This is a genomic window from Thermus thermamylovorans (assembly GCF_004307015.1).
Classification (GTDB): Bacteria; Deinococcota; Deinococci; order Deinococcales; family Thermaceae; genus Thermus; species Thermus thermamylovorans.
In genome coordinates this window covers 1-23,474 of sequence record NZ_SIJL01000008.1, presented here as the reverse complement: position 1 = coordinate 23,474, position 23,474 = coordinate 1, and the positions used below count along the sequence as shown (strand labels likewise).

The following is a 23,474-nucleotide window of genomic DNA, read 5'->3' as shown; positions in this document are numbered from 1 at the left end:
GGAAGCCATGCTGACCAAGGAGGAGATCCGCTACCTCAAGGAAACCCTACCCCAGAGGGAGGGCCCCCTGCTCTCCCTTTACCTGGACACCCACCCCACCCGGGAGGAGAACGCGGGCAAGGCCTACGCCCTCCGGGCCAAGGCGGCCATGAAGGAGCTGGGGGTGCCGGAAGGGGTGGCCAAGGAGGTGCTCCTGCGCCTGGACGAGCCCCCCAGGGGGCGGACCCGGGCCCTCTTCGCCGGGGAGGGGTTTTTGGAGAGCTACGAGTTTCACGTGGACTTTCCCCTGGTGGACGGGGTCTTGGCCCACTACGGCGAGCCCTTCCTGGCCCCCCTCCTCTTCGCCCTGGACGAGTACGAGCGCTACGGGGTGGTCTACGTGGACGGGGAGCGCTGGCGCTTTTTCACCGTCCACATGGGGGAGATCGCCGAGCGGGAGGACGCCTTCTTGGCCCTGGACCCCTCCTTGTGGCGGGAGATCACCCTGAGCCGGGAGGGGCGCAGGCTCCAGCAGGGACGGCATTCCGGCGGGGCGGGCATGGACCTTTTCCAAAGCCGCCTCGAGGCCTGGCAGGTGCGCTTCTACAAGGAGGTGGCCCGCCTCCTGGAAAGGGCGGTGGAGGAGGAAGGGGCCAGGCGGCTCATCCTCATGGGCCCCGAGGTCCCGGTGCGCCTCTTCGAGGGCTTCCTGCCCCGGCACCTGGGGGAGCGGGTGGCGGCCCGCCTCCCCTCCCTGCAAAGCCCGGGGGCCCGGCCGGGGGAGGTGCTCAAGCGGGTGGAGGAGGTCCTGGCCCAGGCGGAGCGGGAGGAGGAGGCGGCCCTCCTCCGCCTCCTGGAGGAGCGGGGGGTCTTCGGCCCCGAGGTCCTCGCCCTCCTCCAGGAGGGGCGGGTCCACCTCCTGGCCCTCCCCTGGGTGCCCGAGGCCCGGGTGTACGTCTGCCCGGAAGGGGTGTACCCCCGCCCGGAGGAGGCCCCCTGCCAGGGCCCGGAGGAGAAACCCCTGGCCCTGGTGATCCCGGGCCTCGCCGAGGCCTACGGCACGAGGCTGGAGTTCGTCCACGGGGAAGCGCAAAAGGGGCTTCTTGAGCGCGGAGGCATGGCCGCGCTCTTGAGGTGGTAAGGAGGTGAGGGAAGTGATCCGGTTTGACCCTTTCAAGGAGCTGGAGGAGCTGCAGGAGCGCCTGGCGCGGGCCTTCGGCACCCCGCAGCAGGGGCCCCGGGTCTACGCCCCCAGCGTGGACGTGGTGGAGGACGGCGAGGGGCTCCACCTCTTCGTCTACCTGCCCGGGGTGGAGCCGGAAAAGGTGGAGGTGGTGGCCGAGGAGGGGGTGCTCTCCGTGAAGGCCGAGCGGCCCTTCGAAAAACGGGAGGGCACCACCTACCACCGCCTGGAGGGCCCCTACGGGACCTTCGCCCGGGGCTTCAACGTGCCCAGCACCTACGACCTCTCCCGGGTGCAGGCCCGCTTCCGCCACGGGGTCCTGCACCTCCTGGTGCCCAGGGCAGAGGAGACCCGGCCCAAGAGGATCCAGGTGCAGGTGGAGTAGCGGATTCGGCCCCAGGCCCTTTGGAGGCGGCCTGGGACCGGAAAGGAGGGAACCATGCGGCGCACGGTGCGGTACATCCTGGCCACCTCCAACCCCATGGGCGACCTCGAGGCCCTGGAGCGCCTGGTGCGGCTGGCCCCAGACACCGGGGCGGACGCCCTGGCGGTCCTCGGCAACCTCATGCCCAAGACGGCCAAGGGGCGGGACTACGCCGCCCTTTTCCGCCTCCTGGCCGAAGCCCACCTGCCCACCGCCTACATCCCCGGGCCCGAGGACGCCCCCATCTGGGACTACCTCCGGGAGGCGGCCAACGTGGAGCTGGTCCATCCCCACATGCGCAACGTGCACGAGACCTTCACCTTCTGGAAGGGGCCCTACCTGGTGGCGGGGATGGGCGGGGCCATCGCCGAGGAGGGGGAACCCGAGGAAAAGGAGGCCCTGCGCTACCCCGCCTGGGTGGCGGAGTACCACCTGAAGGCGCTTTGGGAACTCAAGGACTACCCCAGGATCTTCCTCTTCCACACCCTGCCCCACCACAAGGGCCTGGGGGAGGCGGGCTCCCACGAGGTGGCCCACCTGGTCAAGACCCACAACCCCCTCCTGGTCATCGTGGCCGGGAAGGGGCAGAAGCACGAGACCCTGGGGGCCAGCTGGGTGGTGGTGCCTGGGGACCTTTCTGAGGGGGAGTACAGCCTCTTGGACCTGAAGGCCCGAAAGCTGGAAACAGGGAACGTGCGCTAGGATCCTGAGGGCAGCTGAGGAGAGCTGAGAAAGGAGGCGGCATGGACAGGGAAACCCTGATCCAAGGACTGAACCTGGACCTGGCCCACGAGTACGCGGCCATCCTGCAGTACATCACCTACGCAGCCACGGTGACCGGCATCCACCGCGGGGAGCTCAAGGAGTTCTTCCTGGGGGAGATCCAGGACGAGCTGCGCCACGCCCAGCTCCTGGCGGACAAGATCGCCGCCCTGGGGGGCAAGCCCACCACCCTCCCGGCCCCCGTGCCCGAGGCCGAGGGGCCCCGGGCCATGCTGGAGGCCATCCTAAAGGCGGAGACCGAGACCATCGCCCGCTACGTGGAGCGGATGAAGCAGGCCGAGGCCCTGGGGGACTACGGCCTGGCCAACGACCTGCACGAGATCATCTCCGAGGAGACCCGGCACAAGGAGGAGACGGAAAAGCTCCTCCGGGGCCGCTGGACGGAGTGACCGCACCCCAGCGGAGGGAGGCGAGGACCTCCGCAGGATGGGGAGGGCAAGGGGTGCGGCGGAGGCGGCCGGACCCCGTGGGGACCCAAAGGAGGCGGACCATGCTAGAAAAGCTCTGGCCCTTCGGCAGAAACCGGGTGCGCAAGGCCCTGGAGGAAGCCCTGGACCGGGCCTTCAAGGAGGAGGGCGAGACCCTGGAGCCCCTTTCCGAGCTCCAGGAGGGGGAGGACCACTACCTGTTGCGGGTGGAAGTGCCGGGCCTGGGCCCGGAGAACCTGGAGGTGCGCCTGGAGGGGGACCAGCTGGTGGTGGAGGGGGAGAAACGGGAGGAAAAGCGCACCAAGCACCTCTCGGAGATCGTCTACGGGCGCATCTACCGCGCTTACCTCCTCCCCAAGGACGCCAAGAGGGAAGGCCTCGAGGCCCGGCTCGGCAAGGGGGTGCTGGAGGTGCGCATCCCCCGGGAAAAGCGCCCCCACGAGCCCCCGGTGCGGATCCCCATCCAGGGGGAGTAGCCGCTGGAAGGCCAGGGGGCCGTCCTCCAGAGGCCCCCTGCGGGCTTGGAGCGGGCGCCACCCATGAGCCAGGACCTCCTCCTCCTCCTCTACCGCCGGGCCACCCGCCTGGTCTTCAACCTGGTGGTGGTGGCCCTCCTCGTGGGCCTCTTCGTGGGGGTGGGGCGCACCTTCTTGGAGCTCGGCCTCACCCTCACCGAGCCCACGGTGCGCCTGGGCCTCAAGGAGCTCGTCACCAACGTCCTCACCCTGGTCATCGTCCTGGAGCTGGTGCGGGTCTTCGTGGAGTACTTCGAGCTGGAGCGGGTGCGCCTGGCCGTCCTCCTGGAGATCGGGGTGGCCCTGGCCCTGCGGGAGCTTCTCCTCCTCCTCTTCGCCGAGGCGCTTTCCGGCCTCGATGTCTTCTTCTGGACCCTGGGCATCCTGGCCCTGGTCCTAGGGCGCACCCTGGCGGTGCGCTTCTCCCCGGGGAGGGCGGAGTGAAGGTAGAGGGGGAAGCGGGAACCCCAGCACTTTGAGGTGGGTTGGGAAGGCGAGCCTGCCGTGAGGAGGCCCGGGAGCCCGGGGCCATCTGGTCGGGGTGCCTTTCCACCTCGAGGCGGTGGGGGATACCAAACCAAGCTGGGGGCTTTACCCCAGGCCCAAAGGGGGTCCCGCGTGAGGCCCCCCTCCGCTGAACCCTCTCCCCGAGGCGGAGGCCGCGCCTGCCCCCGCACCGGGGCCCCACCCGAAGGGGCCCTCTGGGCCGACGGCCCCATGGGGGTGGGGCAGGATGAGGCCCAAGCCCCCGCTGGCCCGCAGGCCCCGGTGCTAGGATAGGGCCAGAGGTCGGGTTATGGAAATCTTTTTCCAGCTCTTCTGGCTCTTCTTCATCCTCTCCGTCCTGTCCCCCTACCTGCAGCAGCAGCTGCTCTATGGGGCCCGGGCCCGCAAGATCGCCGAGCTGGAGAGGAAGCGCAGGAGCCGGGTCATCACCCTCATCCACCGGCAGGAGGCGGTGAGCTTCCTCGGCATCCCCATCACCCGCTTCATCAACATCGACGACTCGGAGCAGGTCCTGAGGGCCATTCGCCTCACCGACAAGAGCGTGCCCATCGACCTGGTCCTGCACACCCCGGGAGGGCTGGTCCTGGCCGCGGAGCAGATCGCCGAGGCCCTCCTGCGCCACCCCGCCAAGGTCACGGTCTTCGTGCCCCACTACGCCATGTCCGGGGGGACCCTCATCGCCCTGGCCGCGGACGAGATCGTCATGGACGAGAACGCCGTCTTGGGCCCTGTGGACCCCCAGCTCGGCCAGTACCCGGCGGCGAGCATCCTGAAGGTGCTGGAAAAGAAGCCCCTTGCTGAGGTGGAGGACCAGACCCTGATCCTGGCGGACGTGGCGGAGAAGGCCTTGAGGCAGGTGAAGGCCACGGTTAAGGGCCTCCTCCTCCGGCACCTCCCCGAGGAGAGGGCGGAGGCGGTGGCCGCCCTCCTCTCCCAGGGCACCTGGACCCACGACTACCCCATCGACGTGACCCAGGCCCGGGAGATGGGCCTGCCGGTGAGCACGGAGATGCCCCTGGAGGTCTACGAGCTCATGGACCTTTACCCCCAGGCCCAGGGGGGTAAGCCCAGCGTGCAGTACGTGCCCCTCCCCTACCGGGGGGAGCCGGCCGGAGGGAGGAGGTAGGTGCTCCCCCTCTACGACATCAACCACGCCCGCCGGCCGGCCCTGGTGGTCAAAGCCCTGGTCCTGGCCAACGCCCTGGCCTTCCTCTGGCAGCTTTCCGTGGGGCTGGAGTGGTCGGCGAGGGCCTATGGCTTCATCCCGGCCCTCTTCTTCCAGGACCCCCTGGGGCAGGCCTACCGCCTCCTCACCAGCATGTTCCTCCACGGGAGTTTCTTTCATATTCTCTCCAACATGTGGTTCCTCTGGGTCTTCGGGGACAACGTGGAGGACCGCATGGGCCACGGCGGCTTTCTCCTCTTCTACCTCCTGGGGGGCTTGGCGGCCGCCCTGGCCCAGGGGCTTTTCATGCCGGGCTCCCCCATCCCCATGATCGGGGCCAGCGGGGCGGTCTCGGCGGTCCTCGGGGCCTACTACGTCCTTTTCCCCCGGGCCTACGTGGTGGCCCTGGTCTTCCTGATCCTGCCCTTTTTGGTCACCCTGCCCGCGGGCTTCTACCTGGGCTACTGGGCCCTGCTCCAGCTCCTCCAGGGCGCCTTGGGGCTCCCTGGGGTGGCCTGGTGGGCCCACCTGGGGGGGTTCCTCTTCGGGGCACTGCTGGCCCGCCGCTTTGCCCCCAGGGGGCGCCGGGGATAAGGCCTACTCGTGCTCCCGCCCCTTCAGCTCGTCCACGTGGGTCTTCTCCCACAGGGGTACCCCTGCGCGGTAGGCGGCGCGGCCCAGGAAGTGGGCCCCAATGGGGGCGGTGGAGAAGAGAAAGACCAGGAGGAGCACCGCCTTGAAGGCCACCAGCCCCTCGCCAAAGCCCAAGGCCACCCCCAGGAGGAGGAGGCCCAGGCCCAGGGTGGCGGCCTTGGTGGCCGCGGACATGCGGATGTAGAAGTCGGGGAAGCGCAGAAGGCCCAGGGCCGCCGCCAGGAAGACCAAAGAACCCAAAAGGAGCAGGAGGTCTACCAGGAGGCTCATTCCCGGCTCCTTTCGATGAAGCGGGCGAAGGCGATGGTGGCCAAGAAGGAGACCAGGGCCAGCACCGTGGCCACGTCCACAAAAAAGACCTGCCGGGTGAGGAGGGCGTAGACCAGAGCCAGCCCCATGAAGCCAAAGCCCACCATTTCCAGGCCCAGCACCCGGTCCGGCAGGGAAGGCCCCCGGAGGAGGCGGTAGAGGGTGAGGGCCAGGGCCACGGTGAGGAGGAAAAGGGAAAGCTCCTTCACCGGGTCACCTCCAAAACGCGCCGCTCGAAGCTCCCCTTGAGGTCCTCCTTGGCCGCCTGGGGGTCCTCCGCATACATGTTGTGCACGAAGAGCACCCGGCGGTCCCGGGAGACGTGGACGCTCAGGGTGCCCGGGGTGAGGGTGATCATATTGGCGAAGAGGGCGATCTCCAGGTCGCTCTTCCCCTCCAGGGGCACCGCCAGGATCCCCGGGCGCATGCGGAAGCGGGGGGAGAGCACCTCCTGGATCACCCGCAGGTTGGAGAGGACCACCTCCCAAAGGAAGTAGAGGACGAGCCGCAAGACAAGCCAGACTTTCACCGTGCACCTCCGAGAACCGCCGCCACGTAGGCGGAAGGGTCCAGAAGCTCCCGGGCCGCCTGCTCCGCCAGGGCGAAGCCGTAGCCGGCTCCGAGGCCGATGAACACCGTGACGAAGGAGAGAAGGGCGGTACCCAGGACCATAGTGAGGGGCACGGGGCCTTCCAGGAGCCTAACCCGCTCCTCCGGCAGGGGCTTCCAGAAGGCTTCCCGCCAGATCTTCATCATGGACATCAGGGTGAAAAGCCCCACCAGGAGCGCCACCCCCACGATGGCGTACTCCCCGATCTCCAACCCCCCCACCACCAGGAAGAGCTTGGCGAAGAAGCCGGAGAAGGGGGGAAGTCCCGCCAGGGAAAGGGCTGGGATGATGAAGAGCAGGGCAAAAAAAGGCCGGTAGCGGTAGAGGCCGCCCAGCTCTTCCAGGTGGAAAGAACCCAAAAGCCTTTGGGCCAGACCGGCCACCAGGAAAAGGGCCGCCTTCACGAAGATGTGGTGGACGATGTAGAAAATACCCCCGGCGATCCCTACGGGCGTGAAAAGCCCCAGGCCCATGACCATGTAGCCGATCTGGCTGATGATGTGGAAGGAGAGAAGGCGACGCACCTCCATCTGGGCCAAGGCCCCCAAGACCCCGGTGACCATGGTGAAACCGGCGATCCAAAGGATCAACCGGTGCCACAGTTCGGGTTCCTGATGGAAGAGCACGGTAAAGAGGCGGAAAAGCGCGTAGACCGCCACCTTGGTAGGCAAGGCGGCGAAGAAAGCGGCCACCGGTAGGGGCGGGGTATGGTACGAGGCGGGCAGCCAGAAGAAGAGGGGAAAGAGGGCGGCCTTGATGGAAAGAGCCAAGAGGAAAAAGCCCGCCACCAGGCTCACCTGGGCGGGATCCACATGGGCAAGGCGCAGGTGGAGATCGGCCAGGTTCAAGCTGCCCGTGAGGCCGTAGAGCAGACCCACAGCCATGAGGTAGAAGAGGGAGGAGAGAAAGTTCAAAGCAAAATACTTGAGGCCCCCCAAGAGCTGGACCCGCTCCCCTCCCAGGGTGAGGAGGACGAAAGAGGAGAGGAGCATAACCTCCAGCCAGACGTAAAGGTTGAAGACGTCACCGGTAAGGAAGGCCCCCTGGACACCGAAGAGCATGATCTGCAAGAAGGCGAAGTAGCCCAGGGCCTTGCGGCCAGGATCGATGCCCCTTAGGGAGTAGAGGGTAACCGCCAGACCCACCAGGGCGGCGGTAAAGACCATCAAGGCGGCAAAGGTGTCCAGGACCAAGACGATCCCGAAGGGACCAGGCCAGTTCCCTAGGGCCGTGGACTGGATGCCTTCCTTTTGCACGTAGGCGATAAGGTAGACCGCCACCCCCAGCTGGGCCAGGGCCGAGGCCACCGCCAGCTTTTCCCCAAAAGGCGAGCGCCTTAAGAAGAAGCAAAGGAGCCCGCTTAAAAGGGGGATGAGGAGAGGCAGGGTGAGCCACAGATCCTTCATCGGTCCGTCCCCCTGAGCTCGTCCAAGTCGTCGGTGCCCAGGACCTGGTGCACCCGGTAGGCCAGGACCACGGCGAAGGCCAGGACTCCGAGACCGATGACGATGGCGGTGAGGATCATGGCCTGGGGCAGGGGGTCGGCATAAGGGGGTTCCAGAACGAGGATTCCCGCGGGGATTACCGGGCTTCCTCCCCGCACCAGGCCGGGGCTCAGGAAGACCACCAGGTTGGCGGCGTTGGAGAGCAGGGCCAGGCCCAGAAGGAAACGGGCCAGGCTTCCCTGGAGCATGAGGTACACCCCCACCCCCACCAGGAGACCCACCAGAAGGGCAAGCAGCACCGTCACCCTGCCCTCACCTCCTCCTCCTGGGCCCATAGCACGGAAAGCACGGCCCCAACCACTCCCAGGTAGACCCCCACGTCGAAGAGCAAGGGGGTCCCCAGCTTCTGCCCTAAGAGCTCCGTCCAGAAACCGGTGAGGAAGGGGGCTCCGTGTCCCAAGGCCAGGAGACCAGCCAGAAGAGCGATGCTGGTCCCCAAAACCGCCAGCTCGGTCGGATGGAGGCGCAAAAGCGCCCGGGCCCGCCCCACCCCGAAGGCCAGGGCGTAGATGTGGAAGCCGGAGGCCGCCACCAGGCCCCCGATGAAGCCTCCACCCGGGAGGTTGTGCCCCCGGTAGAAGAGGTAGAGGGAAAAGAGAAGCATGAGAAAGAGGATCCAGCGGGCAAGTCCCCTAAGCACCGGAGTTTCCATGTTTCCTCCTGAGGAGCACGTAGGCGCCGAGCCCTGCCAGCACCAGGACCACCACCTCCCCCAGTGTGTCCAGGGCGCGGAAATCCACCAGGATCACGTTGACCACGTTGCGGCCGAAGGCGCTTTGGTAGCTTTCCTCGGCGAAGAACTCCGAAACCGGCGGCAGAGGGGCCTGGCCCGAGGTGGCAAGGACACCCAAGGTGACGGCGGCCCCTACCCCCGCGCCTACAAGGGCCTTCCAGGGAACAGGCCGGTCCCGGGCAAAGCGGGGCATGGCGGCAAATACGAAGGCGAAGACCAAGACGGTGAGGGTTTCCACCAGGAGCTGGGTCATGGCCAGGTCCGGGGCCCCGTAGAAGAGGTAGACCAGGGCGATGCCGTAGCCCACCAGCCCCAAGGCCACCACCGCGAAGATGGGGGAGCGGGTCCTTGCGGCGTAAAAGGCAGCGGTGGCCATGAGGAGCAGGATCAGAGCCTCGTAGAGCCTTACGCCCTCGAGGGCCGGCCACCTCACCCCGGCCCTGAGGGCCGGGAGGAGGGTAAGGAGGAGGCCAACCCCCAAAACCGTGGCCGCGTAAAGCCGCAGGTAGCCGTGCTGCAGGAGGGCGGTCTGCCACTTGGCGAGCCCCTCCAGGGCCTCCAGGATGCGGTCGTAGGCCCGGTCGGCGCTGTAGGGCAGGGCCAGGCGGCGAAGCCCCCTGCGGGCGGCGAAGGCCCCCGCCCCGGCCAGGACCGTGGCCAAGGAGAGGAGGAGGACAGGGTTGAACCCGTCCCAGAAGTAGACCTTCACCGGGACCTCCTGGCCCCAGATGGCCACCACCGCCGGGGCCACCAGCAGGCGGCCCACCTCGGGGGTGAGGAGGCCGAAGGCTAGCCCCACGAGACCCAGGAGAAGGGGCCCCCCCCATAGGGGCCAGGGGGACTCGTGGGGGTGGAGGTGGGGGGGTCTTTCCCCCAGGAAGGGTTTCACCCCCGCCAGGAGGGCCACCCCCACCAGGAGAAGGCTAGCCAGGAAGGCGGGCAGGAGGAGGGGGGAACCCTCCAGGGCCTTGTAGAAGAACTCCTTGGCCACGAAACCGAAAGCTGGGGGCAGGCCCACCATGGACAGGGCAGCCAGAAAGCCGGCCAAGGCGGTGAGGGGCATGGCGGAAAGAAGGCCCCCGAGCCGGTCTACCTTCTTCTCCCCCGCCCCGTGGTCGATGGAACCTGCCACCAGGAAAAGGGCCCCTTTGTAGAGGGCGTGGGCCAGGAGGACCAAGACCATGGCCTTCACCGCCCCCTCGGTGCCCACCCCCAGGAGGAAGGTGAGCAGGCCCAGGACGCTCACCGTGGAGTAGGCCAAGACCCGCTTGATCTCGGTGGCGGTGAGGGCGGCGTAAGCCCCGAGGAGCATGGTGACCCCGCCCACGGGCAGGAGGAGGGCCTGCCAGAGCTCACCTCCCCCCAAGGTGGGGTGGAAGCGGGCCAGGAGGTAGACCCCGGCCTTCACCATGGTGGCGGAGTGCAGGTAGGCGGAAACGGGGGTGGGAGCCTCCATGGCGTTGGGCAACCAGAAGTGGAAGGGGAACTGGGCGGACTTAGCGAAGGCCCCCAGGGCCAGGAGGAGGAGGAGGGCGGGGTAGTAGGGGTGGGCGGTGAGGTCTTGGGCCAGGAGGGCCTCGAGGCTGTAACTCCCCCCCGCCAGAGCCAAAAGGACAAACCCTGCTAGGAGGAAAAGTCCGCCGAAGACGGTGACGAAAAGGGCTTGCAGGGCCGCCCGCCGGGCCGAGGCCCGCTCGTGTTCCAGGCCCACCAGAAGGAAGGAGGTAAGGCTGGTGAGCTCCCAGAAGACGAAGAGGGTGACGAGGTCCCCCGCCAGGACCAAACCCAGCATGGAGCCCATGAAGGCCAGGATGAAGAGGAAAAATCGGTCCTGGTGGGGATGGTGCTCCAGGTAGCTGGCCCCGTAAAGGAGGATGACGGCCCCGATACCCAGGATGAGGAGGGCGAAGAGGAGGCTGAAGCCGTCCAGGTAGAAGCCGAAGGCGATCCCCAGGCCCGGCACCCAGGCCCAATCCTCCCGCACCCGCTCCCCCGCTGCCACCCGGGGCAGGTACCCGAGCAGGTGGAGGAAAAGGCCCAAGGGGAGGAGGAAGAAGAGATAGGCCACTTTCCGCCCCAGAAAACGCATAAGAAAGGGAGCCAAGGCTCCCAGAAGGAAGGGCGCAAGGGCCGATAGCGCCATGGCCCCCAATATACCCAAAGCCAAAAGCGGGGGGCAAGCTCAGGGCAGGGCCTTGTACGCGGCGTAGGCGGAAAGCACCTTGGCCAGGTACTCCCGGGGCTCGTCCCGCTCCTGGAAGCGGAAGAAGGCATAGAGGTCTCCCTCCCGGGCGATGCCCCGCAGGGTGTAGCCGATACCCCCGTTGTAGGCGGTGAGGGCGCAGGCCACCTGCTCCAGGCCTTCGAAGGCGGCGCACCGTTCCATGAGCCAGCGCAGGTAGCGGGCGGCGTAGCGGATGCTGGCCTCCGGGTCAAAGGGGTCGGCGGGGGGCTCCCCCAGCATCCGGGCCACGTCGGCCCAGGTGCTCCGCAAGAACTGGCCCAGGCCCAGGGCCCCGGTGCGGCTCACCGCCAGGGGGTCGAAGCGGCTTTCCACGTGGAGGAGGGCGAAGAGGAGGTCCGGGTCCAGGCCCTCCTTTTGGGCGTACCCCTCCACCCACCCCCGGTAGGCCCTGGGGTAGGCCAGGGCCGTGGGCCAGGCGGCCCGGATTCCCTCCCGGTAGGCCCCCAGGCGGTAGAGGAGGGGCACCAGGGCGGGCCAGTCCCGGGGACGCTGCCACAGGGCGTAGCGCACCTCCCCCCGGGCCCAGGCCCCTTGCCCCACCCGCAGGAGGGCCTCCACCCGGGGGGCTTCGGGGGGCGGGGAGGCCTCATGGACCGGCGGCGGGGGGTCCGGCCAGCGGCCCAGGAGGAGGCCGAGCCCTCCTTGGAGGAGGGCGTAGGCCTGCTGGCGCTCCCCCTCCAGGCCCAGCTGCCCCGCGAGGAAGTAGGCCCGTAGGGCGGCGTCGTCCGCGTAGGGGCTAGGGGTGCGGGCGAGCTCCAGGTAGAGGCCCAGGGCCTCCCGCAGGAGCCCCTGCCGTTCCAAAAGGGCCGTGGCCCGCCAAAGCCCCTCCGGGGTGCTCCTGCGGTAGGCGGCCACCGCTTCCCAGGCCCGCCCCATCTCCTCCAAGAGCCGACCCTGAGCGTAGCGGCCCTCCGGGTGGGGGTAGCGGGCGAAGGCCGAGAGGGCCTCCTCCCGGCGGCCAAGCCGCCAAAGGGCGTAGCCCAGGCCCAGGTAGCCCCGGGCCTCCCGCTCCGCCCAGGCCCGATAGTGGGGCAGGGCCTCGGCAAAGCGTCCCAGGCGGAAGAGGGCCTGGGCCCGGAGATCGGGCCGCGCCCCCTCGGGCAGCGCCTCGAGGAGGGCCTCGTAGGCCTGCCCGCGGAGGAGGGCCTCGTAGAGCCTTTCCCCTTCCCCCAAGGTGAGGAGGGCGGCCACGGCCTCCCCCTCCGGGAGGAGCCTCTGCCAGGCGGAGAAGGCCCGGGGATCCCCCGCCGCCTGGAGGAGGGGGGCGGCCTTGCGCCAGGCCGCCCGCGCCTCCCAACCGGGCTCGAAGGCCCGCACCTCCTCCAGGAAGAGGGCGTAGCGCCAGGCGTACTCGGCGCGCTCGGCGAGGGGGAGGCCCTCCGCGTCCACCAGGAGCCAGCCCGCAAGCAGGCGGGCGTAGCCCTCACCCCCCAGGGCCACCTGGCGGACCGCCTCGAGGTCCCCCCGGCCCAGGAGGGCGTAAGGCTCGGGCAGGCCCTGGGCCCGGCAGGAGGCAAGAAGGAAGAGGAGAAGAAACCAGCCCACCCCTTCACCCTAGCGGCGAAGGGTGAGAAGCCCCAAAGAGGTCCTGGCCTCCCTTGGAGGGGAGCCCCCTGGCGGAACCCGGGGGGACAGGCGTAGCCTGGTGGAGCCTATGGGCCACTCGCCAGGATATCCCGAAGGGCGTATCCCCCCCCACAGCCTCGAGGCCGAGCAGAGCCTCCTGGGGGCTATCCTCCTGGACTCGGAGGTCCTGGACGAGCTGGAAAGCCTCCTCCCCTCCCCCGAGGCCTTCTACGCCGAGGCCCACCGCAAGGTCTACGCGGCCATGCAGGCCCTGAGGGCCCAGGGCAAGCCTGTGGATCTGGTGACCCTGGCGGAGGAGCTTTCCCGCCGGGGGGAGCTGGAGGGGGTAGGGGGGGTGAGCTACCTGGCCCAGCTCTCCGAGGCCACCCCCACCGCCGCCTACGCGGAGCACTACGCCCGCATCGTGGCCGAGAAGTGGACCCTGAGGCGGCTCATCCAGGCCGCGGGAGAAGCCATGCGCCTGGCCTACGAGGAGGCGGGGAGCCTGGACGAGATCCTGGACACCGCGGGGAAGAAGATCCTGGAGGTCGCCCTCGCCCAGACCGAAACCGAGGCCCGGGGCATGCGGGAGCTGGTGCACGAGACCTTCGAGCACATCGAGGCCCTCTTCCAGAACAAAGGGGAGGTGGCTGGGGTGCACACGGGCTTCAAGGAGCTGGACGGGCTCATCGGCACCCTCTCCCCGGGCTCCCTGAACATCATCGCCGCCCGCCCCGCCATGGGCAAGACGGCCTTCGCCCTCACCATCGCCCAGCACGCCGCCCTGAGGGAGGGGGTGGGGGTGGGCATCTACTCCCTGGAGATGCCTGCAGCCCAGCTGACCCTGCGCCTCATGTGCTCCGAGGCCCGCATCGACATGAACCGGGTACGGCTCGGCCAGCTCACCGACCGGGACTTCTCCCGCCTGGTGGACGTGGCCGGGCGCCTGGCCGAAGCCCCCATCTTCATCGACGACACCCCCGACCTGACCCTCCTGGAACTCCGGGCCCGGGCCCGCAGGCTCAGAAGCCAGCACCGGGTGGGCCTCCTGGTCATCGACTACCTGCAGCTCATGTCCGGGCCCGGCGCGGGCAAGGGGGGGGAGAACCGCCAGCAGGAGATCGCCGCCATCTCCCGGGGGCTCAAGGCCCTGGCCCGGGAGCTCCACATCCCGGTCATCGCCCTGAGCCAGCTCTCCCGGGCGGTGGAGGCCAGGCCCAACAAGCGCCCCATGCTCTCGGACCTAAGGGAGTCGGGCTCCATCGAGCAGGACGCGGACCTGGTCATGTTCATCTACCGGGACGAGTACTACAACCCCCACTCCGAAAAGGCCGGGATCGCCGAAATCATCGTGGGCAAGCAACGGAACGGGCCCACGGGCACCGTAGAGCTCCAGTTCCACGCCCAGCACGTGCGCTTCAACGACCTGGCCCGGGAGCCCTGAGGGGAGCCCCCAGGGGGCACCTCCAGGCAAGCCCGGGGTTCTCGGAGAGGGGGGGAAGCGCTTTGCGGAGGAGGGCAGAGGCCGTGGGTAAGGGCCCGCCTTGGGGAAGGGGATGAGGGATGGAGCGGCAAAGGGTATCAGCCGGGGCCTCTACCCGGGCCCGGGTGGGGTGGCGCGAGGAGGGCCGCCGCCCCCTCGGCCAAGGCCCGCCGCAGGTCCCGGTGGCCCAGGGCAAACCCCAGGGCGAGGGCCTCCAGGTAGCTCTCCTCGATGAGCCCGATCTCCACGGCCACGATCTTCTCAAAGGCCTCCACCGCACTAAAAACCTCGGGACCGCGTAAGGCGGTGCGCAGGTGCTCCAGGGAAAGCTCCTGCACGATCCCCATGGCTGGGATCATGGCCCGGGGGCCGATGCCGAGCCTGGCGTGCACCAGCCCGATGCGACGCCGCCTTTCCGCATAGGCGCGGTCGTAGGTGCCCGAGAAAAGCTCCCCGTACCAGTGGGCAAAGGTGCCGTAAAGCCTCTCCACCCTGCCGGGCACGGCGTGAAGGATTTCCGAAAGCTCCGGATCCCGCCCCAGGTAGTCGTAGAAGGCCAGGGCCACCTCGGGGGCGATGGGGGCCATCACCTGGCCCAGCTCCCGCAGGAGGGCGGCGTGGGCCTCGGTAAAGCCGGTGCGCCCCTTGAGGAGGTCGAGGAGTTCGCCGGGGTCCACGGGACAAATGTACCTCACCGGCCGACCCCCGTCTAGGGCAAAGGCTCCAGGGGATGTCATCCCCTGGAGCCTGGCCCCTCGGCTGCTAGACCTTTTGGCTCAGACCCAGCTGGCTTGCCACCTCCCGCCTCAAGGCCTCCGGTTCCAGCTCCCCTCGGGCGGCCTTAAGGGCTTTTTCCAGTATCTCCTTGGCCCGGACGCCCGCTGGGCCCTCGAGGGCCACCCTCCGCACTCCCTCCCCATAAGTCCGGGCTTCCTCAGGGGTAGGGCGCACCAAGCGCACCTTGGAATCGTAGAAGACAGCGCTTCCTCCGGTAATGTCCGTCAGCCCCACGTCCTTAAGGACGGGGTCCACCCGCATGGCAGCATTGGCATGGATACCTGTAGCCCGCCTAAGGTCAGGCTTGATCACCTGGCCGTTGATCTCCAGGTCGCTTGCGCCATAGGCCCAGTGGCCAAAACCCAAGGCAAAGGCCAGATGCCCGGGGCGGATGCCCTCCATGACCTTCACCTTGCCCACCATGGGCTTTTTGCCCAAAGGCCCTAGGTCCCAAATCCCCGCCTCGTTGCTGGCGGAAACCACCTTGACCAGCTCCCCATCCTTGAAACCCAACCGCTTGGCATCCTCGGGGTTGATGGCAATGTAGTTCTCGGGGGTGATGTTAAGGAGCCAGTAGTTGGAAATGGTCCGGCTCTTGGTCATGGTGATCCAGCGGTGGGTGATCAGGGTGAGCTCGAAACCCTTTTCCTCGTCCTGGATGGGCTGGCCCAAGGCATCCGTGTAGGGGGTGAAGAAGCGGGGTAAGGGCCAGTAGGGCTTGCCGGTCATGCTGTTCTTGCTCTTGGCGTGCTTCTCCAGGTAGAGGTTGATCTGCCTGCCGTAGGCATTAGCCAGGGTGCCGTCGGGCTTAAAGGCCTTCTCAAAGGCCTGGAAACGCCCACCCCGGTTAAGAACATACACCGCTCGACGGAAAAGACCCTCATCCCCGATGGCCGCTTTCCACTTCTCCAGGTCGAACACCGAGGGGGGCAGGTGGCGGCGGGCTTGCCTGAAGATTTCCATTTCCCTGTCGTCGGCCTCAGGCACCGCATCCGACCCATCCGCCTTCTCGCCAAACGCCAGGTTGGCCACCATCTTCAGGTAGAAGTCCTCGGGCCTGCGGAAGGGCATGCCGTTGGCAAAGCCCTTCTCCCCAAATCCCGGCACCCCCAAGTGCTCCGCCAGGGCCAGTAGGAAGGCCTCTGCGGACAGGGGCATCCCCTCCCCAAAGACCTTCACCTCCTCAGGAATGGGTGCGATAGTGGGCTGCCGCACGGTTTGCACCTTCCAGATCACGTTGGGGTGGCTTCCATGGAACTCCCAGCGCTCCAGGTAGGAGAGATCGGGAATAATGTAGTCAGCGTAGAGATACGTATCCCCGACCACGATGTCAAAGGCCACGATGAGGGGAATCCTGGCGGGGTCCAGCATGGCCTGGATCTGGGTGTGGCCGGCGGGAAGGGCATAGGCAGGGGAGCCCATGTAGTGGAAAAGGATCTTCACCGGGTACGGGTACCCTTGGGCAGCGGAGGGCAGAATCTCCTGGTAGATGTCCGAGCTGTGGGGGAACCAGGGACGTTTGGCGGGATAGCCCTCAAAGAGGGTCGTTTTTTCGTAGTCCACCTCATGGCGGATGATGCTGATACCGAAGGGCTCCAGCTTATTGGGGTGGAGCTTGTCCAGGTAGAAGGGCCCTTCCGCCTTCTTGCCTGTGATGTCATAGGTGCTGGCCCGGACGTACCCACCATGGTGGTCGTAGTTGCCAATCAAGGCGTTAAGAACATTCCAGGCAAAGGCGTTGTAGAAGCCGTTGGTGTGCTGGCTGGCTCCCCGGTGGATATCCACCACCGCCCTTTTGCCGTGGCTGGTGAACTCATGGGCCAGCCAGACGATCTCCTCGGGCTCAACCCCCGCAAGCTCCGCCCACTCCTCGAGGCTCCGGCTGAAGGCCTCCTCCCGAATCAGCTGGAGGGCGCTCTTCACCCGGATGCCGTTAAGGGTGGTGTCCACAAAGAGGTCTCCGAAAACCGGCTTATCCTCGCTCTGCGGGTCCACCGGGGTGGGTTTCCCCTGCACCAAGACAATGGGATGGTCGAAGACCACCTCCTTGCCGTCCATGACCCGGACCTCGGGAGCCATTCCCAGGTGGCTCATGCGCAGAAGCTTGGCGGGAAAGCCCTTCTCGTCTATCTCCACCAGCCAGGTGGCGTTGGTCCAGCTGGGCTCGCCAATGGCCTTGGCCGCTCCTTTGTTGGCGGCAGAGAGGAAGCGGGCGTCAAACCGCCCCTTCGCAAACATCCAACGCATCATGCCAAAGGCAACGGCGGCATCGTAGCCCGACTTGGTGGGGATCCACTTGGTGGCATGGGCCACGCCCTTTTGGGCTCGGGGGTCCAGGACCACATACCTCAACTTCCCGGTTGCCGATCCCTGGGTAACCTCCTTCACCCGGAGGGGCGGACCGTAGTTGCCCTCAAAGATGTTGGACCCCACGAAGATGACGAATTCCGCCCCCGTCAGGTCCGCCTGCCAGTAGAACTTCTCGGCCCCCGTCCAGGTGTACTCCCCCTTCTTCTCGTCGTAGGCCAGCTGGTAGCTCATGGCCTTGCCCGTGAAGTAGAGGGAGCCCTGGCACACGGTGGTGTGCCCGTGGAAATTAACGGTACCCAGGCCGTTCTGGAAGAACCACTTGAAGAACTCACTCCGCCCGGCCTTTAGGCGGCCATAGGCAAAGACCACCTGATTGTTCCTGGGTCCCAGGTCGGGGTGATCGGGGTCGATGAGTGTGTCCAGGTAGTCCTTGAATTCCTCCTTAAAGCCCTCCACCAAGGCCTTTTTCTTGGCTGGATCCTTTTCCTGCCAAATTTCCTCCACCCGGGCCTTCATGGCCTTCATCACCTTGGGGTCCCTCAGGGCCCAGACCTCCTTCAGACCCGGATAGACCCGTTCGTCCCCGATTTCGGCAAAGAGCTTCCCTCCTTCGGCAATCTCCCTCACCGCCTGTTCGAAGGGAATCTCCTTCCACTTGCCGCTTCCCCTGGGGCCTGCCCGCTTGAGAACCTTGCGTATGCGGTAAGGATCATAGGCCGTCTGCAAACCAGACTGCCCCTTGGGGCAGATACCCCCATCCACCTTGGCTGCTTTCTCCACCGATGTTCCCAAGGGAAGGTGCGGGTAGAGGGTCCAAGGCGAATAAGGGCTCCCGTCTATCTTCGCCGCCACCCCCTCGTAGATCTTTACCTTGATGGGGCAGCCGGTGTTGCACTGGAGGCAAACCGAATAGATCTGATTTTCTGGATCGTTCAGAGGATAGAAGCCAGGAGTCCTTTGAGCCGCCGCCTCGGCTTTGGAAAGGAGTTCTGTGGCCTTCTCCCCCAGAAGAACCCCGCTTCCGGAAAGGGCGCCCAGCTTGATCAGTTCCCGCCGGGAAAGCATCACGCCACCTCCTTTAGAAGCTTGCCCTCGATCACGGGCAAAACACGCACCAGAATGTAGGTCACGGTAAAGCCCAGCACCACCGAAAAGACCACCACGCTCCATTCAAACCAGGTGGGGAGGTAGGCAAAGACAAGGCGATGGTCCCGGTAAGCGTTTACCAGGCCCTCCAGCTTGGGGTGGACCAGGCTGGGAATGACCAGGTTGAGGCGGATGGCCAGGAAGGTGAAGGCCACCAGAAAGCTGGCGAGACCTACGGCCCCCATCCGGCCCCGCAAGCCAAAGGCCAACAGGAGCCAGATGGGAACCACCACCCCGAGCAGGATGTGGAACACCCAGTACACGTACCAGAAGGGGCCGAACAGGGTATTCCGCAGCGCCTTGAACTCGGAACCCACCCCGTACCACATGGGAATGGAGTACTCCGCCCACTCCAAGAGGAGGTCAAAAAGGATAAGCCCTAACACGATCCGGCCCAGGAGAAGGCTAAGCTCCCTCCACTCCCCGTCCTTCCTGGGCCAGAAGAACACGTAGGCTGCGGTCATCAGCGCCCCGCCCGAGAGGAGGGCACCCGTGAGAAAGAGGATGGGGTAGATGGGGCTATGCCACAGATCCTGGGCCACCACCGTGCCGAAGAGGGCACCCACACCCCCGTGGAAGGCGATAGCCAAGGGGACGCCAATGGTCCCCAAAACCCTGGTGATGCCCTCGTCCCGCTGGATCTCCTCCTGAGTAAAGGGGGTCTTCCGCCCCTTGACGAGGAAGCGCGCCAGAAATCCGGTTATGCCACCCCTATCCGCATACCGGGGCAGGTGGCGCCTCAGGGCGTAGTAGAGCTCCGCAAGAAGGAGCAACCCATAGGCGGTATAAAGCCACACCATCCAGGCCATCATGGAGCGGAAGTTGGGCCTCAGGTAGACGTAATAAAACCGCTCCATGTGTCCCAGGTCAAACCAGATGGTAACCAGAGCCATTAGTAGGCTGGCCAAGGCCACCACCAGGGCCAAGGGAGCGATGGGCTCCAGCTTGCGCACCCCAAAGACATAGACCAAGGCGGAAAGCAGGAAAGCTCCCGCCGAGAGGCCAATGAAGTAGATATACGCGGCCACCCATAGACCCCAGGGCACGTAGCTGCCGTATCCCGCCAGTTGGTGGCCGGTGGCGAAGCGCAAGAAGAAACCCACAAGGCCTATGGCCGCTAAAACCCCGTAGAGGATCCGACCCCAAACGCGCATCCTTGCCCTCCTTTACACCAGGTAGTAGACCCTGGGTTCCGTACCCAGCTCTTCCTTAAGCCGCATGACATTGGGCTGGTGGATGAGCTGGAAAACCAGGCTTTCCGGATCGGAGGCATCCCCGAAAAAGGTAGCCCGACCGATGCAGGTGGTCACGCACTGGGGCAAAAGCCCGTGCTCGATGCGGTGCAAGCAGAAGCTGCACTTGCGGGCGTTGCCCACGGGGCTACCGGGGGTCAACCCTTCCTTATGCACGTGAACTTCACCCCACTCAAATGTGGGAAGTTCCTCGTAGGGCATCTGCCCATGGCCCGGAGTATCCTGCGTCCAATTCTCCCCAAAGTCGAAGGTGCGGGCCTGATAGGGGCAGGAAACCAGGCAGTAGCGGCAGCCGATACAGGCGTCGTAGTCGATCTCCACGATGCCGTCTTCCCGCTTCCAAGTAGCCCCCACCGGGCAGACGGGAACGCAAGGAGGGTTGTCGCACTGCATGCAAGGCCGGGGCAGGAACTTCCAGGTTACCCGCGGGTAGACACCCACCTGCTCCTCCACCACAGGACGGTAGACCACCCCAGGGGGAAGCTTGTTCTCCACGGCACAGGAAATGGTGCAGGCGTGGCAACCCACGCACTTGCGGGTGTCGATCACCATGACCCACTTGGGGGTGGTGCCCTTGTTCAGGGCCCGCTCCAGATCCCGTTGCATGCGCAAAAGAACATCCTCATACTCCAGCTCGGGTAGGATGGGCCCATCGGGGGGTCTTGGGGGTAGCTCCACCTTGGAAGGTTCGGCCCCAGCCTTCACCGGCTGACCGCCCAGCACCACGCCGGCGAAGACCGTGGAGGCCACCTTCTCCAGAAAGGCCCTGCGGCTTTCCACCTCGTTCATACCCACCTCCACGGCCAGGTTAGGAAAATCAAAAGCGGTCTTCATCGGCGTTTCTCCGACAACCCCCCCGGACGGGTGTCCTCGGGAAAACACCTACAAACCCCGGGACCTTCGTCACGGGCAAGCCTGGGCATACTAAAGACATGGCCCGAATCTGGCTCCTGGTGTTTCTCCTCCTGGGCTGCGCCCGGATCCCGGAAGCCGGGCCCTTGGCTCCCCTTCCCCCCATCCGCCTCGAGGAAGAAGCCACCCTGCGCATCGCCGTGGCGGGCATCCTCTCCCCCAAAAGGAGCTACCCCTACTGGACCCTGGCCCACACCCTCTGGCCCCAGGCCACGGTATTGGGGCGGAGGGGGTACGGGGAGGTGCTGGACCTTCTGCACAAGGGCCAAGTGGACATAGCCTTCCTATGCACCTTCGCTGCAGCCAAAGCGGTAGCGGAGGGTTACGGGGAGGTCATCGCCCAGTCGGTGCCCGCAAGCTGGACCCGGTACCGCGGCGTGGTCATCGTGCCGGCCACCTCGGACCGACAAAGCCTGGAGGATCTGGCGGGAGCCACCATGGCCTTTGTGGACCCCTTGTCCAACACGGGCTACCTCCGCCCCATCCGGGAGCTCAAGGGGAGGGGCTATCGGCCGGAAATCTTTCTGGGCAAGATCCTCTTCACCTACGCCCACGACCGAGCGGTGGAGGCCATGATCCAGGGCCTGGTGGAGGCCGCAGCGGTGGACGGAATGGTGCTGGATGCTATGATACGAAAGGACGCCGGGCTCAAGGAAAAGATCCGGGTCATCTGGGAAGGACCCGAGGATCCACCCCCACCCGTGGTAGTGCGGAAGGGTGTAGCTCCTGAGCTCAAGCGGGAGATCCTAAAACGCTTGGAGGAAGCTGGACAGCTTCCGGAAGCGGGAATAGCCGGCTTCGCTTCCGCTAGCGACGCTGAGTATCGCCGCTTCCTGTTGGGGTTCTAGACATGAAGGGAAGCTTCCGTACGCGCCTGCTGGCGACCTTCGCTCTGGGCATGCTCTTCCTGGGGCTCGGACTCGGGGGAACCGCTTTCTTCCTGGTGAAGACAGGCCTGGAGGCCAGCCTCGAGGCCCGGGGCAAAGCCCAGACCCTCTACCTGGCCCGGCAACTGGAAGAGGACCTCTTGGTCAACGACCTCTATGCCGTTTTCCGCCAGCTGGAGTCCCTGGTGGCAGAAGGCGTGCTGGGGTTTGTCCTAGGCCCCAAGGGAGAGGTGATGGTGCACACCTTCCCGGGCGGGTTTCCCCTGAATCTAAAAACCCTAAAGGGTCGCTTCCGTTTCCAAGGGGAAATCTATAGGCTTTACCGTAGCCCCATCGGGGATGGCTCTGTGGGTGCCTTGGCCTTAGCCTTTCCCGAAACCCCCCTCTGGCAGAAGCTGGCCCACCTTTTGGTCCTGGGCGCCTGGCTGGCCCTGGGGGTGGCCGCTTTGGCCTTCCTCCTGGTGAGCCGTGCGGCGAACCAGTTTCTTAAGCCTCTCGAGGCCCTGGTCCAAGGCGTGCGGGCCTGGCAAGAGGGACGGGAAGCAGTCCTTCCCGATCCCGGTGGGGAACTAAGGGTCCTCCATCAGGCTCTGGTGGCATACCGGGAAGGGGTGAAGCGACGGGAACAGGAGCTTTCCACCCTAAACCAGGTGGCGGAGGCCGTGAACCGGGCGGAAACCCCAGAAGAGGTGTTGCACAACGCCCTGGAAGCCCTGGCCCAAAGCGGACTCTTCCGTTGCGGGGAAGCCTGGCTGGGCGAGGTGCGGGTGGGTAAGTTTCTCTGCCCCTACCAGGAGGAGAAGGACTGCCTCCTACGGAAAGGCGTGCAAGGGCTCTACCACACCCTGGAACTTCCCGGAGCCCGCCTCTACCTGAACGCCGAAGCCCCCGAGGCCTTCCGGGAGGCTATCAAAGCCCCTATCGAAGCCGGGCTACACCGGGCCCGGTACACCCAGGCCCTAAAGGAAAGGGACCAGGAGCGTTCCCAGCTCCTCAAGGCCCTCATTCAGGCCCAAGAGGCGGAAAGGGCGCGCATCGCCCGCGATCTTCACGACCAGATAGGCCAGGTCCTTACGGGCATCGACCTGGGCTTGAGAGCGGTGAAGGAGGGGCGGCTGGAGGCGGTGCCCACCCTGCAAGAGTCGGTGCGAAGCGCCATCCAGGATGTGCGCCACCTCTCCCGCTCCCTGCGCCCCTCCGCCTTGGACACCCTGGGCCTCGAGGCCGCCTTGAAACGCATGGCCGAAGAGTTCCAGGAAAGAACCGGGATCCGGGTCAACCTCCTTTGCCGCCTAAAGGGGCGGCTGCCGGAAACCCACGAAACCACCCTCTACCGGGTGGTACAGGAGGCCCTCACCAACGTGGCCCGCCATGCCAAGGCCAAGCAGGTTTCCGTTGTCTTGCAACAAGAAGGGGATGGGATCCACCTGGTGGTGGAGGACGACGGCCAAGGCTTCCCCCCGCAGGTCCAGCCTGGCTTGGGGATCCTGGGTATGCGGGAGAGGATAGAACTCCTAGGAGGCCGGTTCCAGATGGAAAGCCTCCAGGGGCTTGGCACCACCGTCTACGCCCGCATTCCCTTAAAGGAGGTGAAGGCGTGATCCGGGTCTTCCTGGTGGACGACCATCCCGTGGTGCGGGCAGGGATACGCTACCTGTTGCAAGGAAAGGTGGAGATCGTGGGCGAGGCGGAAACAGGCCAGGAGGCCTTGCTGAAGATCCCCCAATCCAGGCCCCAGGTGGTGATCTTGGACATCGCCCTACCTGACATGGACGGCATCCAGGTGGCGGAAAAGCTGAAGGCTCTTTACCCCGAAGCCCGGCTCCTGGCCCTGTCCATGTATGCGGAACCGGAATATGCGGAACGTTTCCTCCAGGCCGGGGGCTCCGGGTACCTGTCCAAGGAGGCCATCGAGCAGGAGCTGGAGGATGCCGTGTTGGCAGTGGCCCGAGGAGAGCACTACCTGCCCCAGAGCCTCCTTTACCGCATGATCCAGGCCCAAACCGTCCGCAAGCCGGGGCCAGAGGTCCTGACGGAGCGCGAACTCATGGTGGTCCGTTATCTGGCCCAGGGCCTTTCCGGTCGTGTAAGGATTTATGT

The 23,474-nt window shown here is 66.2% G+C and carries 24 protein-coding genes; 12 read left to right on the top strand and 12 right to left on the bottom strand.

Annotated features, from left to right (window positions below):
• Positions 1-7: 7 nt before the first annotated feature.
• The 8 genes from ETP66_RS07225 (at position 8) to ETP66_RS07190 (ending at position 5,578) form a co-directional block, all read left to right on the top strand.
• Positions 8-1,120, top strand: a complete 1,113-nt coding sequence (locus tag ETP66_RS07225; RefSeq protein ID WP_130841970.1) for a VLRF1 family aeRF1-type release factor — start codon at positions 8-10, stop codon at positions 1,118-1,120.
• Positions 1,121-1,133: 13 nt separating this feature from the next.
• On the top strand, positions 1,134-1,547 hold the full coding sequence (locus tag ETP66_RS07220; protein ID WP_130842054.1) for an Hsp20/alpha crystallin family protein: 414 nt from the start codon (positions 1,134-1,136) through the stop codon (positions 1,545-1,547).
• A gap of 54 nt (positions 1,548-1,601) precedes the next feature.
• The gene (locus ETP66_RS07215; RefSeq protein ID WP_130841969.1) at positions 1,602-2,288 is read left to right on the top strand and encodes a metallophosphoesterase family protein; all 687 of its coding nucleotides are present in this window, start codon (positions 1,602-1,604) and stop codon (positions 2,286-2,288) included.
• Positions 2,289-2,329: 41 nt separating this feature from the next.
• On the top strand, positions 2,330-2,758 hold the full coding sequence (locus ETP66_RS07210) for a ferritin-like domain-containing protein (protein WP_130841968.1): 429 nt from the start codon (positions 2,330-2,332) through the stop codon (positions 2,756-2,758).
• 101 nt (positions 2,759-2,859) lie between these two features.
• The gene (locus ETP66_RS07205; protein ID WP_130841967.1) at positions 2,860-3,273 is read left to right on the top strand and encodes an Hsp20/alpha crystallin family protein; all 414 of its coding nucleotides are present in this window, start codon (positions 2,860-2,862) and stop codon (positions 3,271-3,273) included.
• 63 nt (positions 3,274-3,336) lie between these two features.
• Positions 3,337-3,756, top strand: a complete 420-nt coding sequence (locus tag ETP66_RS07200) for a phosphate-starvation-inducible PsiE family protein (protein ID WP_130841966.1) — start codon at positions 3,337-3,339, stop codon at positions 3,754-3,756.
• A 352-nt stretch (positions 3,757-4,108) separates the two neighbouring features.
• The gene (locus tag ETP66_RS07195) at positions 4,109-4,945 is read left to right on the top strand and encodes an SDH family Clp fold serine proteinase (RefSeq protein ID WP_130841965.1); all 837 of its coding nucleotides are present in this window, start codon (positions 4,109-4,111) and stop codon (positions 4,943-4,945) included.
• Positions 4,946-5,578: a rhomboid family intramembrane serine protease gene (locus ETP66_RS07190; RefSeq protein WP_130841964.1), complete on the top strand. Its 633-nt coding sequence runs from the start codon at positions 4,946-4,948 to the stop codon at positions 5,576-5,578.
• Positions 5,579-5,581: 3 nt separating this feature from the next.
• Here the strand turns inward: ETP66_RS07190 and mnhG are convergent, their stop codons facing one another.
• The 8 genes from mnhG to ETP66_RS07150 all read right to left on the bottom strand — a co-directional run bounded on the left by mnhG (position 5,582) and on the right by ETP66_RS07150 (position 12,585).
• Positions 5,582-5,908 carry a monovalent cation/H(+) antiporter subunit G gene (gene mnhG / locus ETP66_RS07185; RefSeq protein WP_130841963.1) on the bottom strand — a complete coding sequence of 109 codons (327 nt, stop codon included), beginning with the start codon at positions 5,906-5,908 and terminating at the stop codon, positions 5,582-5,584.
• Positions 5,905-6,156, bottom strand: a complete 252-nt coding sequence (locus ETP66_RS12395) for an MrpF/PhaF family protein (protein WP_130841962.1) — start codon at positions 6,154-6,156, stop codon at positions 5,905-5,907. The genes mnhG and ETP66_RS12395 overlap by 4 nt, the downstream gene beginning before the upstream one ends.
• Positions 6,153-6,476 carry a Na+/H+ antiporter subunit E gene (locus ETP66_RS07175; RefSeq protein ID WP_130841961.1) on the bottom strand — a complete coding sequence of 108 codons (324 nt, stop codon included), beginning with the start codon at positions 6,474-6,476 and terminating at the stop codon, positions 6,153-6,155. Before ETP66_RS07175 ends, ETP66_RS12395 begins: the two co-directional genes overlap by 4 nt.
• Positions 6,473-7,963: a proton-conducting transporter transmembrane domain-containing protein gene (locus tag ETP66_RS07170; protein ID WP_130841960.1), complete on the bottom strand. Its 1,491-nt coding sequence runs from the start codon at positions 7,961-7,963 to the stop codon at positions 6,473-6,475. The genes ETP66_RS07175 and ETP66_RS07170 overlap by 4 nt, the downstream gene beginning before the upstream one ends.
• On the bottom strand, positions 7,960-8,307 hold the full coding sequence (locus ETP66_RS07165) for an NADH-quinone oxidoreductase subunit K (protein ID WP_130841959.1): 348 nt from the start codon (positions 8,305-8,307) through the stop codon (positions 7,960-7,962). The genes ETP66_RS07170 and ETP66_RS07165 overlap by 4 nt, the downstream gene beginning before the upstream one ends.
• A complete protein-coding gene (locus ETP66_RS07160; RefSeq protein ID WP_236630118.1) occupies positions 8,304-8,666 on the bottom strand; it encodes an MnhB domain-containing protein in 363 nt (120 codons plus the stop codon). Before ETP66_RS07160 ends, ETP66_RS07165 begins: the two co-directional genes overlap by 4 nt.
• Positions 8,667-8,694: 28 nt before the next feature.
• Positions 8,695-10,884, bottom strand: a complete 2,190-nt coding sequence (mbhE, locus tag ETP66_RS07155; RefSeq protein ID WP_201738497.1) for a hydrogen gas-evolving membrane-bound hydrogenase subunit E — start codon at positions 10,882-10,884, stop codon at positions 8,695-8,697.
• A 93-nt stretch (positions 10,885-10,977) separates the two neighbouring features.
• Complete coding sequence (locus ETP66_RS07150) at positions 10,978-12,585, bottom strand: transglycosylase SLT domain-containing protein (RefSeq protein WP_130841956.1); 1,608 nt, start codon at positions 12,583-12,585, stop codon at positions 10,978-10,980.
• Between the two features lie 109 nt (positions 12,586-12,694).
• On the opposite strand from ETP66_RS07150, the gene dnaB reads away from it, so the two are divergent.
• Positions 12,695-14,050, top strand: coding sequence for a replicative DNA helicase (gene dnaB, locus ETP66_RS07145; protein WP_130841955.1), 1,356 nt, complete (start codon positions 12,695-12,697; stop codon positions 14,048-14,050).
• A gap of 137 nt (positions 14,051-14,187) precedes the next feature.
• On the opposite strand, the gene ETP66_RS07140 is transcribed toward dnaB, so the two are convergent.
• The 4 genes from ETP66_RS07140 to ETP66_RS07125 form a co-directional block, all read right to left on the bottom strand.
• Entirely contained in the window at positions 14,188-14,766 is a 579-nt protein-coding gene (locus ETP66_RS07140) for a protoglobin domain-containing protein (protein ID WP_201738496.1), read from the bottom strand.
• Positions 14,767-14,851: 85 nt separating this feature from the next.
• Positions 14,852-18,241: a molybdopterin-dependent oxidoreductase gene (locus ETP66_RS07135; protein WP_130841953.1), complete on the bottom strand. Its 3,390-nt coding sequence runs from the start codon at positions 18,239-18,241 to the stop codon at positions 14,852-14,854.
• Positions 18,241-19,476, bottom strand: a complete 1,236-nt coding sequence (gene nrfD / locus ETP66_RS07130) for an NrfD/PsrC family molybdoenzyme membrane anchor subunit (RefSeq protein WP_130841952.1) — start codon at positions 19,474-19,476, stop codon at positions 18,241-18,243. The genes ETP66_RS07135 and nrfD overlap by 1 nt, the downstream gene beginning before the upstream one ends.
• 12 nt (positions 19,477-19,488) lie before the next feature.
• Positions 19,489-20,364, bottom strand: coding sequence for a 4Fe-4S dicluster domain-containing protein (locus ETP66_RS07125; protein WP_130841951.1), 876 nt, complete (start codon positions 20,362-20,364; stop codon positions 19,489-19,491).
• Between the two features lie 143 nt (positions 20,365-20,507).
• Between ETP66_RS07125 and ETP66_RS07120 the strand changes: the two genes are divergently transcribed.
• The 3 genes from ETP66_RS07120 to ETP66_RS07110 all read left to right on the top strand — a co-directional run.
• On the top strand, positions 20,508-21,335 hold the full coding sequence (locus ETP66_RS07120; protein WP_130841950.1) for a PhnD/SsuA/transferrin family substrate-binding protein: 828 nt from the start codon (positions 20,508-20,510) through the stop codon (positions 21,333-21,335).
• A gap of 2 nt (positions 21,336-21,337) precedes the next feature.
• Positions 21,338-22,975: a sensor histidine kinase gene (locus ETP66_RS07115; RefSeq protein WP_130841949.1), complete on the top strand. Its 1,638-nt coding sequence runs from the start codon at positions 21,338-21,340 to the stop codon at positions 22,973-22,975.
• Positions 22,972-23,474 (top strand): response regulator (locus ETP66_RS07110; RefSeq protein WP_130841948.1); only part of this gene is annotated, 503 nt, incomplete at its 3' end. The genes ETP66_RS07115 and ETP66_RS07110, both read left to right, overlap by 4 nt.

Excerpts from the sequence above, each read along its gene's own strand:
- ETP66_RS07195 (WP_130841965.1), top strand. The coding sequence starts at position 4,109 with ATGGAAATCTTTTTCCAGCTCTTCTGGCTCTTCTTCATCCTCTCCGTC.
- ETP66_RS07135 (WP_130841953.1), bottom strand. The coding sequence starts at position 18,241 with ATGCTTTCCCGGCGGGAACTGATCAAGCTGGGCGCCCTTTCCGGAAGC.
- ETP66_RS07120 (WP_130841950.1), top strand. The coding sequence starts at position 20,508 with ATGGCCCGAATCTGGCTCCTGGTGTTTCTCCTCCTGGGCTGCGCCCGG.
- ETP66_RS07205 (WP_130841967.1), top strand. The coding sequence starts at position 2,860 with ATGCTAGAAAAGCTCTGGCCCTTCGGCAGAAACCGGGTGCGCAAGGCC.
- ETP66_RS07115 (WP_130841949.1), top strand. The coding sequence starts at position 21,338 with ATGAAGGGAAGCTTCCGTACGCGCCTGCTGGCGACCTTCGCTCTGGGC.
- ETP66_RS07170 (WP_130841960.1), bottom strand. The coding sequence starts at position 7,963 with ATGAAGGATCTGTGGCTCACCCTGCCTCTCCTCATCCCCCTTTTAAGC.
- mnhG (WP_130841963.1), bottom strand. The coding sequence starts at position 5,908 with ATGAGCCTCCTGGTAGACCTCCTGCTCCTTTTGGGTTCTTTGGTCTTC.
- dnaB (WP_130841955.1), top strand. The coding sequence starts at position 12,695 with ATGGGCCACTCGCCAGGATATCCCGAAGGGCGTATCCCCCCCCACAGC.
- ETP66_RS07215 (WP_130841969.1), top strand. The coding sequence starts at position 1,602 with ATGCGGCGCACGGTGCGGTACATCCTGGCCACCTCCAACCCCATGGGC.
- ETP66_RS07210 (WP_130841968.1), top strand. The coding sequence starts at position 2,330 with ATGGACAGGGAAACCCTGATCCAAGGACTGAACCTGGACCTGGCCCAC.
- mbhE (WP_201738497.1), bottom strand. The coding sequence starts at position 10,884 with ATGCGTTTTCTGGGGCGGAAAGTGGCCTATCTCTTCTTCCTCCTCCCC.
- nrfD (WP_130841952.1), bottom strand. The coding sequence starts at position 19,476 with ATGCGCGTTTGGGGTCGGATCCTCTACGGGGTTTTAGCGGCCATAGGC.
- ETP66_RS07200 (WP_130841966.1), top strand. The coding sequence starts at position 3,337 with ATGAGCCAGGACCTCCTCCTCCTCCTCTACCGCCGGGCCACCCGCCTG.
- ETP66_RS07125 (WP_130841951.1), bottom strand. The coding sequence starts at position 20,364 with ATGAACGAGGTGGAAAGCCGCAGGGCCTTTCTGGAGAAGGTGGCCTCC.
- ETP66_RS07225 (WP_130841970.1), top strand. The coding sequence starts at position 8 with ATGCTGACCAAGGAGGAGATCCGCTACCTCAAGGAAACCCTACCCCAG.
- ETP66_RS07160 (WP_236630118.1), bottom strand. The coding sequence starts at position 8,666 with ATGCTTCTCTTTTCCCTCTACCTCTTCTACCGGGGGCACAACCTCCCG.